At 47.0% G+C, this 12,453-nt stretch carries 9 protein-coding genes; 1 reads left to right on the forward strand and 8 read right to left on the reverse strand.

What is annotated here, in order from left to right:
* Positions 1–104 precede the first annotated feature (104 nt).
* From PAENI_RS32820 to PAENI_RS29625, 3 genes are all read right to left on the reverse strand, one after another.
* A complete protein-coding gene (locus PAENI_RS32820; protein ID WP_149647704.1) occupies positions 105–2,048 on the reverse strand; it encodes a flagellin N-terminal helical domain-containing protein in 1,944 nt (647 codons plus the stop codon).
* Between the two features lie 161 nt (positions 2,049–2,209).
* On the reverse strand, positions 2,210–2,863 hold the full coding sequence (gene bshB2 / locus PAENI_RS29620) for a bacillithiol biosynthesis deacetylase BshB2 (RefSeq protein WP_149647705.1): 654 nt from the start codon (positions 2,861–2,863) through the stop codon (positions 2,210–2,212).
* Positions 2,864–2,886: 23 nt separating this feature from the next.
* Positions 2,887–3,231, reverse strand: coding sequence for a YojF family protein (locus PAENI_RS29625; protein WP_149647706.1), 345 nt, complete (start codon positions 3,229–3,231; stop codon positions 2,887–2,889).
* Positions 3,232–3,500: 269 nt separating this feature from the next.
* Here PAENI_RS29625 and PAENI_RS29630 point away from each other — a divergent pair, with 269 nt between their 5' ends.
* Positions 3,501–3,959, forward strand: a complete 459-nt coding sequence (locus PAENI_RS29630) for a hypothetical protein (RefSeq protein ID WP_149647707.1) — start codon at positions 3,501–3,503, stop codon at positions 3,957–3,959.
* Between the two features lie 109 nt (positions 3,960–4,068).
* Here the strand turns inward: PAENI_RS29630 and PAENI_RS29635 are convergent, their stop codons facing one another.
* The 5 genes from PAENI_RS29635 to lacZ form a co-directional block, all read right to left on the reverse strand.
* Positions 4,069–5,304, reverse strand: coding sequence for an MFS transporter (locus tag PAENI_RS29635; RefSeq protein ID WP_149647708.1), 1,236 nt, complete (start codon positions 5,302–5,304; stop codon positions 4,069–4,071).
* A 99-nt stretch (positions 5,305–5,403) separates the two neighbouring features.
* Positions 5,404–6,963 (reverse strand): aminomethyl-transferring glycine dehydrogenase subunit GcvPB, encoded by a 1,560-nt coding sequence (gene gcvPB / locus PAENI_RS29640; RefSeq protein WP_149647709.1) that lies wholly within the window; start codon positions 6,961–6,963, stop codon positions 5,404–5,406.
* Between the two features lie 26 nt (positions 6,964–6,989).
* Positions 6,990–8,390 carry an aminomethyl-transferring glycine dehydrogenase subunit GcvPA gene (gcvPA, locus tag PAENI_RS29645; RefSeq protein WP_149647710.1) on the reverse strand — a complete coding sequence of 467 codons (1,401 nt, stop codon included), beginning with the start codon at positions 8,388–8,390 and terminating at the stop codon, positions 6,990–6,992.
* Between the two features lie 55 nt (positions 8,391–8,445).
* Positions 8,446–9,228, reverse strand: coding sequence for an SDR family NAD(P)-dependent oxidoreductase (locus PAENI_RS29650; protein ID WP_149647711.1), 783 nt, complete (start codon positions 9,226–9,228; stop codon positions 8,446–8,448).
* Positions 9,229–9,242: 14 nt separating this feature from the next.
* Positions 9,243–12,398: a beta-galactosidase, LacZ type gene (gene lacZ / locus PAENI_RS29655; RefSeq protein WP_149647712.1), complete on the reverse strand. Its 3,156-nt coding sequence runs from the start codon at positions 12,396–12,398 to the stop codon at positions 9,243–9,245.
* Positions 12,399–12,453: the final 55 nt, after the last annotated feature.

Below are 12,453 nucleotides of genomic sequence, written 5' to 3' on the forward strand. Positions count from 1 at the left end.
CCCTGTTCAATACAGAGATCATCTTCTTCAATCTGCCTAGACTTTTTTTAAATGTCCTTTACATAGGGTACAGTTTAAAATGGCATAGACTCTATTAAACATTTTTACTTTAACAACTGTAATACGCCTTGAGGCTGTTGATTGGCCTGAGCCAACATGGCTTGAGATGCTTGAGATAAGATATTGTACTTTGTAAGGTTCATCATTTCTTTTGCCATATCCACGTCTCTTATTCGTGATTCAGCTGCTGTTAAGTTTACTTCGTAATTGGTTAGGTTATTATGGATATGTTCTAATGCATTTTGATACGCGCCGTACATTGAACGCTTGGATGAAACGGTATTTATAGCCTTGTCTATTTTCGAAATCGCTAATTCGGCACCTTGTCTAGTTGAAAGATCTATATCCGCAATTCCCAGAGCAGTAGTTCTAGCATCTGTTAATTTAACAGCGAAGTTATCCCCAGAGTTTGCTCCCACCTGAAGATTTACTGTTTTGTAATCATATGTGGTACTAGGGTTTGATCCGTAAGATACATTGAAATTTGTTATCCCAGTTGTAGTTGAAAAAGTGTAACTTCCGTCATCATTACTTATAAGGCTATTAAATCTAATTGTAGAGGCCATCCCACTTAAAGTAGCGTTAGCCAATTCATTTCCTTGTGGATCAAAAATGGATAGTTTGTACTTATCACCTACTATTCCTCCAATGATGTAATTTCCATCTTTCGCTTCTGAAATGCTAGTAAAATTGCTGGAGGCAGAAGTATCATTCTTCTCCCACAATACGTTGCCACTGCTGTCTAGCTTATAGATCAATCCACTAATTTTAGTAGAGTCATTATAACAACCAACAATTATAGCCCCTCCATCACTGGTTGCGATAGCCCGGTAACCTTCATCATTCCCAGTACCTCCGACTCGTGTGTCCCACAATGGATTTAAGTTACTATCATATTTCATAACCCAGCTAGACGTATCCGTATAAGAACCATTTAGTTTGAGACTTGATGAACCAATAGCCAAATAACCGCCGTCGGCAGTTTCAATAATAGAGTTAAATTCTTCGCTTCCATAGCCAACAGGATTGGATTGTGAAGAACCAACTATCAAGGTGGATTGTTGTACACCATTACTATTAAATTTAGCTACAAGACCATCCCAACCTTGAATACCGGAACCCGTGCCTGCCACAATAAAGGAACCGTCACTAGTTTCAATCACTTCATTCCCCATAATGGAGTAGACGCCAGATACCCCTGTTCTCCACTGCTCATTCAAATTTCCATCCCATTTAATTATATTTATCTTTTGATTGGAAAATGCATCCGCTGAGAAATCATTACCTAATAATATATAACCACCATCGCTAGATTCCTTGATACTGTACACATCCATATTAGGAATTGCTTGTGACCAAACCAGATTACCCATACTATCTAATTTGAATGGATTATTACCGGGAATTCTTATTCCGACGTAACCTCCATCCGAAGTCTTAGATAAATCTCTGGCAGGTATGTTAGCTGTCCAATTCGTACTTATATTGCCCTGTACTGGTGTAATATTCGTGTTTACTTCGAGGTCATTATTCAATAAATGAATCCCATTAAATTGAGTGTTATTAGCAATATCATTTATCCCAAGCTTTATCTGCTCAACTTCTTTTTGAATCAATGTTCGATCAAAATTTGTTAATGTATCATTTGAAGCTTGTAATGCAAGCTCCCGCAATCTTAGCAGATTAGGATCTTGTATAGTTCCTAGTCCACTCTCCATGGTCTGAATCAGTGAAATACCATCCTGTGTATTCCTCTCCGCCTGAGCTAATCCACGAATCTGTGCTCTCATTTTCTCCGAAATCGCTAATCCCGCAGCATCATCTGCTGCTATATTTATACGAAGTCCAGATGATAGTCTCTCTAGTGAACTTGTAATAGATTTATTATTTTTATTTAATCTGTTCAAACTATTTAAAGATGTGATGTTGTGACCTATCCGCATATAATCACCTTTCAATTGATAATATCTTCTATATCGGATATTCATTAGTAATTATTTAGGTCAAATTACCCACTGCTTAAGACCTCACTTACAATCCCCATCGTGCCTCTCTGAAAAGTTGAATATTTACCATAGAAAAACGACGATCTGTCATCGGTAAGACACCGACAACTGAACGCCGCTTAAAAGGTCTGTTCTTGAAAATATCATTCAAATGGATAGATCCAGAAATGCTCTGTTCCAAAACGATCTTGGATTTCTTTATCCTCTAGCGTTTTGCTGCCTAACAGTTCAGCGGCTTGGAATTGGGATTTATGCGCCTGAATGGACGCCATCTTTTGCTTCAGGAAATCTTTCACATCAATGATAACCTGAGGCTTTCCAATCTCTTCAATATTATTGGCGAAAGCTATACAGTGAACAGGAGGTCTGTCTTCCTTAGGCAGCTTAGCAACGGTTCGAATCACTGCAGCTCCGGTAGCATCATGATCGGGATGAACGCTGTACCCCGGATAGAACGTAATGATCAATGAAGGATTAAGCTCCTTCAGAAGCGCATCAATATGGCCCTCAAGCAGATCTTGATCCTCGAATTCAATCGTCTTATCGTGGAAACCAAGCATTCTCAAATCCTGTATTCCAATCGCTCGGCAGGATTCTTCCAGCTCCTTTTTACGGATCTCTGGGAGGGTTACCCGATTCGCAAATGGCGGCACGCCCATATTCCGGCCCATCTCTCCAAGTGTCAGACAAGCGTAGGTGACCTGGGTGCCGTTTTGCACATGTTTAGCTAGCGTTCCAGATACACCAAAGGCCTCGTCATCTGGATGCGGTAATATAACTAGAATATGTCTTTCCACTGAACTCCTCATCTCCTCTACCATTAGAACGGCTCCCGGCTTAAATGTAAGGATACGACCAGTTTGCCTTGGCTGTCATGCCCGGCCAGAATTAATCTTTCGTTCTCACTCTCTTCATAGTGAGTTAATCCTTCCGAGTACACCCAGCCCTGTGACATTTTTAAACCGACGCGATAAGGTCCATGACCGGAAATCGAACCATGAGAATATCGGATCACAGCATTAGTAATGAAAGTAGCCGCCGGATGTTTAGAACTATCGAAATGGGCAGCGTATGCTCCCGTCGTCATCTCAAGATGGATATATAGATCCTGATCTTTAAGCAGGTCGATCCTCTCTTGTATTTCGGATTGATTAATTAGCTGCAAGGTTACGCCTCCATATCTGAATGAAATTATACCTACGAAAAATAAGATCCCTACCTTATTAAGGACGGATCTGTTAAAGGATAAGCGGGTCCGTATTTCTCATCAAAGTATAACTTCCAAAGGTTTGTAATTCAATGGTCACTCCTGAGAAGAGGCCTTACACATAAAAAAAGAGCATTAGCCCGCGTAGCTTGATCAAGCACTGAGATCACAATATATGGTAAAATCATTGTGGAGCCTTTGAATTACAGGAGAAAGGATGGAGTAACTTGGGATTTCATGAAACGTCTCTTTCAATCAAATATCCAAACGTAATGAAAACACTAATTGCAATGTGTTTTTTAGAAGTTTCCTTAATAATTACTATGTATAATAGTACTAACCGCACACCTGACTTCATGTTCTTCTTTCCAAGAATATGGTTCATCTTTATATTCATTATTATCATATTTTTACTCTATCGATTGCTTAGTTCCAAGAGTATTACACTTGGCGACAATTTTATTATTTCTTTAAATAAGAAAAGATACGATGCGGATGAAATAAGTTCAGTGTTTATCGATGGTAAACGAATTGGAATTAAGACTGTTGACAAAAAGTTGGTTCCACTACATCTGTACTTTACTTTTAAAAAGGAGAATACGGCTAATGGCATAGAGGAAATTAGGGAGTGGGCAAAAAGAAACAACAAACCCATAAGATATAAGTTCTTCTTTGGATGGATTTAAGCAAAGGGGCGTCCTATATCCATTTCACATGGATTTTTGGACAGCCCCTTATATATTTATTCACACTGCTGTCCAAATTGAATTATTTATGAAAATTGTATTCAGCCATTCATTCTTTCAGCCTTTTATCCAGAATTGGGCGTATGAACCAGATGTAATAAACCAGACAGAGAATCAATACTACAGATGTCAGAAAAAAGGGGATTTCATAATCCTGTCCAATCAAAATCCACCCCGTAAGCAGAGCGGCGCCGGATGATCCGAGGCTCCGAAATACGGACCTCATCCCTGCGTAGAGATTCCTCTCCCGCTCCTTAAAGGCAGACATCAACTGACTATCCAGCAGATTAGACAGCATCGTAAGCCCTCCCCCGCGAACCAGAAACACGATTGTGAACATCCAGACTGGCATAGCCCAGGATAATGAGGCGAACACGAGTATGTTAACCAAAAAGACAGATACGATGGCCACATTGTGGCCAAAACGCTCTAATACGTAAGGCGTCATTAAAGAAGCTGCAAACAAAACAACTCCGCTTACCGCCAGCAGAATGGACACTTTGTCATCCATCCAGTTCAGTCTATACTTCACAATTACATTAAGAAATGACCCAGTGATGGCTATCGCTCCTCCGAGCAGGGCCATGAATACCGAGAACAGCCAGAGTGTGCCGGAAGGCAGCTTTTTCCTCAAGCTAGAGACTTCACGGTTCACTTCCAGAACTTCAGAGGTTCTAACCGTTTCGCTTTCCCTCCCCTCAGAGGGAAGCCAGAGTCCTCTAATCATACTGTGAACAACGAAAACCAGTGCAGCAAGCAGCAGCGTTAGCCCATACCCATCCCCGCTATCAGCCGAATTCGGCAAGTATCCGGCAGCCAGGGTTCCTGCCCCTGTAAATGCCGTAAACACGGCAAACATCAGGGAGAAGGCACTTGCTTCTTCCTTGCGCGAGGCACAATAGTGAAATAGCAACTGCACCTCAGTCGTCTCCACAAGAGTAAGGCCAATCGAGACCAAAGTTTGAGCCAAATAGAATATGCCGGAATGATTGCCAATCGCATAAAGTGCACTTCCTGCCGCTATAAACATGATGCCGGATACTAGCAGCTTTTTACGACCTATACGGTTTGCCGATATGGATACAGGAATAGCCAATGCACCCATGATCAGTATACCTATGGACATGAGCAGCCCGATTTCATCCTCCTTCATCCCTTTGGACAGCAAATGCAAATTAAGAACTAGCGAATACATACCGATGCCGATGCCATACATGGCTTCGGTCATAAGAAACCGGCGGACGCCGACAGACAGGCGCAGCAAGTTCCTCATATACCCAGACATACCCATAACCCCTTTCCTTGGTGATACAGTCAAATAGGAAGGGCTCCAAACGGAGCCCCTCTACTTTCAAATGTACATATTAATTGTAAGGACCAAGCCCTATTCCGGCTGTGTCTTCTTTAAATAAGCCCGCCATGTAATACACCACTTTGCAGGATCATCAAGAGAAGATTCCACATTCCGGTGAACGGTACTGTTGTGCGGAGCTAGTTTGACGATATGCGGCTGCGTGTAAGCTTCATTCGAAATATGGGTCAGCGCCTCGATATATTCATCAAGATCTTCCTTCGAATAAGATTCAGTCGGCTCAAGGGTGAACGGCTGCGGAACGATGTACGGATGATGGGATGTCCAATAATGCAGGCCGAAATCACACATCCGGCGGGTGATGTCTTCTGTCGTTACCCCAGTCTCATCCGTAAGCTGCTTCCAGCTGTACCTTACCTGTTCAAGACGTCGACCTTTGATGTAAGGAGCGCTGGCTCCGCGGATTTGCAGAATTTTGTGATACAGGTAGTTATTATTCAGTACAGCGATTTGGGCCACATTCTTAAGACCGTCTGGCCCCAGGCTCATAATCCAAGCGTAGGAACGAAGTACAGTCTGGGCCACGCCGTGGAAGCTGCGGACTTTGCCGATGCTATCACCGCTTTGCTCTACAAGGACATAACGACTACCGTCCCAGTCAACAAGCGGACCGGGCAGGAAACGCTTAAGGGAATCGGTTACCCCAAGAGCGCCTGTAGCCGGCCCTCCGCACATGTGAGGTGCGGCAAAGGTCTTATGCAGGTTGAAGAAACACATGTCAAACCCGGCTTCCTTAGCCCGGGTGATACCCAGCAACCCATTCGCGTTCGCCTGATCGTAGAAGCAGATTCCTCCTGCTTCATGAACCACGTCCGTGAACTCACGGATACGATGATTGTATATACCTGTGTCTTCCGGATTGGCCACGACGAAACCCGCCGTGCGTTCAGAAATGGCATTCTTCAGCTTCTCCAGATCCGGGAATCCGTCTTCGTCAGGATGAAGTGTAATAATCTTATATCCTTTAACAGCTGCGGTCGCCGCTTGGGACGGATGTGAAAAGATCGTTGTAATGATCTCATCCCGCTGTTCTCCCTCGCCACGTGAATCATGATATGCGCGTACAATGGAAGCCATGGCGAGCAAGGCCTGGGTGCCACTGCTTGGCTGGAACGAGAAAGCATTCATCCCTGATATTTCACGCATCGCCTGGTCCAGCCTATAGTAGATTTCCAGAATTCCTTGAACGGATCCAGCATCCTGCAGAGGATGTAGTTCCATCAGATTTGGGGTACGTATAAGCATTTCATTGATACGGGGAATATATTTCATCGTACATGTCCCCTGTCCGATCTCTACGTTAAGGTCGGAACCCAAAGTCTCTTGAGAGAGTCTTAAATAATGCCTAAGAACTTTGGCTTGACCGATCTCGGGAAGCGCCGGTGCTTCTTTTCGCCGCATCGCTGATGGAATTCGGGCAGAGCCTAGACCAACAACCTCGGCAATCCCAGCCTCGGTGCCCGGCGGGATCACTCCGCGCTCACCCGATCGGTGAAGCTCGAAGATCACCGGTTCATCCCATTTGGCCTGGTGAAAGCGGCGCACCTTATGATCTCTACGAATCCGTTTCATGGCTTTCCTCCTACTCTTCTGTACTATTAATTCTTGCAGACAATGTTCTCGATAGCTGTGGCAAGCCGGTCCAGATCTGCCTGCATATGAATTTCAGTTACGCAGTATAGAGCACATTGTCCCCACTGGGGATATGCGGAGGATAGATCTTTTCCTCCGAAAATCCCTACTTCCAAAAGACGCTTGTTAATCTCAGCAACAGATATTCCAGTCTCGTTGAAATCTAAGGCAAATTCTTTGAAAAAGGCTGTATCTTTAAAGCGCAAAGAGACCCCGGGAATGGCACATAGCTTATTCGCCGCATATTGAGATTTCTGTATAATGGTCTCCCCTACTTCCTGCATCCCCACTGGTCCAAGCAGGGATAGATAGACTCCGGCGGTAATTCCCCACAGGGCTGTCTGTGTTCCCACCGACTCCTTCCCCTTCTCCCGTTGGGCAAAGGATGTACGCTCATAGGCTACATCACCGAAGCCATATTCACCCTCCACTTCAGTAGGAACAATACCGAACAGACGGGACGGATATTCCATCACATAAGTCTCTTCATCCCGGGTAGCGATGAATCCGGCTTGACCCCCACCATAGTTCATATGCATGCCCAGCGGCTGCAAATCCCCACAGACAATATCACCGCCATAACGGCTTGGAGGTTCCAGTACGCCAAGGGAGATCGGATCAACGCCCACAATAGAGATAGCATTTACCGCGTGCACAAGCTCAGATATTTCAGCACCCTGATCCTCAATAATTCCGAGATAACCTGGATTCTCGAAGTAGAACGCCGCTGTTCCTTCCTCAAGCTTGCCCTGCAGATCATCCAAATCTATTTTTCCTGTCACCGGATCAATCTCCACGTACCTAATCTCCATTACAGGTGTACAGTAATTGGTAATGATCTTTGCTTTATCCGGATCGACGGATCTGGAGAGCAGCGCAATCCTGCGGCCTGTAATCCGACCTGCCATTCGGATGGCCGTGGAGGCTGCCTGTGCCCAGTCGAAGGTAGGGACATTAACTACGTCCATATCGACGAGTTCGGCCATCAGGCTCTGATACTCGAACAAGGACTGAAATCGGCCGTGGTCTTCGTAAGGCTCTCCTGCATAAGCCGTCACGAACTCCGAGCGCTGATTAATTTCGTCGCATACAGCCGGAACGAAATGCTGCCAGCAGCCAGCCCCGAGAAAGTTGATATAATCGGCGCCATGCTTGTTCTTCGCAAGCAGAGCCTCGATATGTCGACGAAGCTCATATTCATTCATAGCTGGAGGAAGATTCATCTCCCGCTTAAGCTTCAGACTGTCTGGAATTGCATCATGCAGCTGGTCGACGGAACTCAGGCCGATTTCCTTCAGCATTGCCTCACGGACTTCCGGTGCTGTATTCGGGATATAGGGATGGGCATAAGTTCTGTGTTCAGACAAGGTTAACGCCTCCGTCCTTAAAAGGTTGATTTTAAAGTATTTATTTCTTTAACCGTTAGGCAATGCCGCCGCCATCCACAACAAGTACGCTTCCGGTGACCCAGGAAGACAGATCGCTAGCTAGGAACAATACCGCATTTGCGATATCACGTGGTGTACCCAATCGCTCCAATGGACGCCCCCCAGCAGAAGCTACGAGGAAAGTAGCTTCGTCCTGTTGAAGCTGCTTGGCTTCATCGCGTAAAAGCGGCGTATCCGTGTCGCCTGGGGACACGCAGTTCACGCGAATGTTCGCGGGACCGTGGTCAATGGCCATGGCTCGGGTGAGATTGACCACTCCAGCCTTGGCTGCACAGTAGGAAGCGGCACGGTCCCCGCCTTTAAGGCCCCAGCCGGAGCCGGTATTAATGATGCTGCCACCGCCTCCGCGCTCCATCACCGGGATCAAATATTTGGAGAGCAGATAGACTCCCTTAAGCGATACATCCATCACCAGATCCCAGTCGGCTTCCTCAAGCTCGACAACGGTCTTGCGGCGGATAATCCCCGCATTATTGAACAGAATATCGACTTTGCCGTGCGCGTTCTCAATCTCTGAGGCGGCACGCATGCAGTCCTCTGAAGAGGATACATCGCAGCGCTGGAAGGTAGCCGCCCCTCCCCGCCCTTTAATCTCAAGAACAGCCTGCTCCCCTTGACTTACATTGATGTCCAGCACAACCACGTGTGCTCCGAAATCTGCAAGCAGTCCAGCCGTAGCAAGGCCAATACCTGAAGCACCTCCGGTAACAACAGCTATCTTTCCGCTTAGATTGAGTACATCCTGTGTGTGGAGCATGCTGCCTCCTCCTCTCATTGTTGTGGTTGTGGTAACCCAAACAGCATTTGTCTACCAAGCCACTCTGGCGTGGTATCTTCTGATAAAAACGGAGTGAGCAGAATACGGAATGTAAAAGCTTCCGATGTTACCTTATGATCCGGCATCTGGGCAGGTCCACAACTGTTGCTGCCCAGCCCATTCTGCCGGTAATCCAGATTCAGCGTGACGAAGTCACGCGGAACAAGCTCGCTTGCATGTTGTGCCTCTTCAAGATCCTTGTCCGTATAACGACGCGCGCTGAATTCAAGCGTCGGACTACCTGCAGCAAGTAGACCAAGTCCGGATGCGTCTGTGACGGATAACCATCTGACATCCATCCGGTTCCCATTCCCCTGCGGATATATATATGGAGTGAATAGTCCATCAATTGAAGCTGTGTACACTCCAACACGGCCTGCCTCTTTGCTGTCCGAATAATTCTCACCAGGTCCCCGGCCATACCATTTCACTCGATCCATGTCGCCTGGAATCTCCATCTGAAGTCCAATCTTAGGCAGCATTTCTGGCGGCTTGCCCTCCGGTGTGCCCTGCACATCCATAGTGATTTGCCCTATACTGGTTACGGTATAGGTGATTACACACCGGAAACCCCAATCAAAAACTGGCGGAGCAATCCTTGAACTCACAGTGATGCGGATGTTCCCTTCATCAAGCCAGGCCCAGCTAACCTCATCAACACGTTCTGTTAGCCGGTCCAGGTGTGCTTTGCGCCAGTCCGGTAGCACATACATGTCATTGTCGATCGGCGCACGCCAGAAATTCAGCCGCGGTCCGGCTTTCATTAGTTCCTTGCCATTCAGACGAAGCGAATCGATTCGCCCGCTCCGCGTGTCAAAGATCATCCGGAAATCCTCATTTGCGAGAATGATCTGCCCAGCAGCTTCTATGCATTGAAGATTCCGCCTGATCTGTTGACTTCTCATCCCGATAACAGCATTGGAATGGTCATCTGAATGCCCTGTATGATTATCGCCAACACGATTTCCCAACTCATCCTGCATTAGAAACTGAGCCCAAGCCACTTCATGCCCATGCTCCGCCCAAAGACAGTCAGCGGCGATCGAGAAGCAGATGTTCAGCCACTGTTCCGCACCCTCACTGCGAAGGAGAGTATCAAGACTGTGGTCATAAGGAATCTCCACTTCTGCCTGTCCGCCCGCTTCAATCTCTGGCAGTGCAAGAACTCCACTTTGAACGGTACGTCCATCCATGGTAATGCTCCAATCAGCATATAGGTGATCCAGTGTCAGGAAATCATAGCGGTTAATCACATTAACCTTGTTCCTGCTTATATACTCGACCCGGACCGGCTCGATTATTTTCTTATATTCAAGCAGGCCCGGTGATGGCGTTCGGTCCGGCCGGACTAGACCGTCTATGACGAAGTTGCTGTTATTGGGCACATCCCCGAAGTCCCCGCCATAAGCGTAATCAGCCTTCCCATCTGCCGTCTTCCAGCTCAGCCCGTGGTCAATCCATTCCCACACAAAGCCGCCCTGCAGTCTATCGTACTTGTCAAAAGTATCAAAATAAGGTCTTAATCCACCGGGGCCGTTGCCCATGGCATGCGCGAATTCACAAAGAATATGCGGCTTCGGATGGTCAGTCAACTGACCGAAGCCTTCCATCTTCTCAACGGAGGAGTACATCGTGCTTACCACATCACAGACCTCAGCTTCGCGATCTTCTTCGTAATGAATAAGCCGTGTTGGGTCAGCTTCTCTGCACCACTGCGCCATCGCACGGAAATTGCAGCCGAAGCCGGACTCATTCCCAAGCGACCAGAAGATCACGGAAGGATGATTCTTGTCGCGCTCGACCATTCGCTGAACGCGCTCCACGTAGGCTTCCTGCCAGGCAGGATCATCGCTGAGTCTGGAAATGTTGCCTAGCAGTTCGAATCCGTGTGTCTCCAGATCGGTCTCTTCCATAACATATAAGCCGTACTCATCACACAGATCATAGAACCGGGGATCATTCGGGTAATGCGCGGTTCTTACAGCGTTAATATTGTGCTGCTTCATCATCTTGATGTCCTGTAGCATGGTGGAGACGCTGACTGTGCGACCTGTATCCGGATGATGATCGTGACGGTTGACTCCTTTGAGTTGAATCGCCTTTCCATTCACCAGGAATTGTCCGCCGCGCACCTCAACTGTGCGGAATCCAACCCGCTGAGCCGTCATCTCTACCGTATCTCCACTTTCATCCAACAAAGTGATCTTCAGATGGTACAAATTGGGGGATTCCGCACTCCACAGTTCCGGCTGTCCTACCGGCATTATAAGCTGCACATTCTTTCCTGCAGTAACCCGATCCTCAGCCCATGCAACAGATTCACCACTTCGTTTAAGCAGTTCAAGCCGCAGACTGCCCTGTTCAGCAGCTTCCCCTTGTATGTTCACATGAACAGACAAGATCCCATCACGGCTTGATTCATCCAGTTCCGTTATAATCCGATAATCGGCAATGCGGAGCGAAGACGGCTCGGAGAGCAGATACACATCTCTGAAAATTCCGCTCATCCACCACATATCCTGATCTTCCAGATAACTGCCGTCCGACCATTGGTACACTCTAACGGCTAAGGTATTGTGGCCCGGTTTCACATAAGGAGTGAGATCGAATTCTGAGGTTAGGCGGCTGCCCTGACTGTATCCGACCGGTTTGCCGTTTACCCAGATATGAAACGCGCTATCCACCCCGTCGAACTTAATGGCGACATTCCGTCCGTTCCAGGATTCAGGCAGCATGAACTCTCTAACATAACTGCCTGTCGGATTCTCGTCAGGCACATGCGGGGGGTCTGCTGGAAACGGATAATATAGGTCCGTATAATGTGGAGTTCCGTATCCCTGTAGCTGCCAGTGCCCCGGAACCTGAATCTCATCCCAGCCGGAAGTATCATACGCCTCCTCGTAGAAATAATCCGGAGCCCACTTTGGCCCTTTTGCATAATTGAACTTCCATATGCCATTCAAGGATTTGAACCAGGGGGAGCTTCCCCTATTGTAAGTTAGTGCCCCTGACCAGTCAGAATAGGGGATGAAGTAGGCCCGGCTTTTGGCCCGCCCTCGCTGAAGGATGCCAAGATCATCCCAATCCCTCCTGATAGTTTGCTGTGACATGGTTCATTTCTCCTCTCTTTTCTCTACTCTACTCTGCGCTGTGTGCTGTTATTAG

This window comes from Paenibacillus sp. B2(2019) (genome assembly GCF_008370385.1).
Classification (GTDB): Bacteria; Bacillota; Bacilli; order Paenibacillales; family Paenibacillaceae; genus Paenibacillus_AQ.

What these genes read in the sequence shown, in the direction of transcription:
- PAENI_RS32820 (WP_149647704.1), bottom strand. Translation starts at nt 2,048, where the DNA reads ATGAATATCCGATATAGAAGATATTATCAATTGAAAGGTGATTATATG.
- PAENI_RS29635 (WP_149647708.1), bottom strand. Translation starts at nt 5,304, where the DNA reads ATGTCTGGGTATATGAGGAACTTGCTGCGCCTGTCTGTCGGCGTCCGC.
- gcvPB (WP_149647709.1), bottom strand. Translation starts at nt 6,963, where the DNA reads ATGAAACGGATTCGTAGAGATCATAAGGTGCGCCGCTTTCACCAGGCC.
- PAENI_RS29650 (WP_149647711.1), bottom strand. Translation starts at nt 9,228, where the DNA reads ATGCTCCACACACAGGATGTACTCAATCTAAGCGGAAAGATAGCTGTT.
- lacZ (WP_149647712.1), bottom strand. Translation starts at nt 12,398, where the DNA reads ATGTCACAGCAAACTATCAGGAGGGATTGGGATGATCTTGGCATCCTT.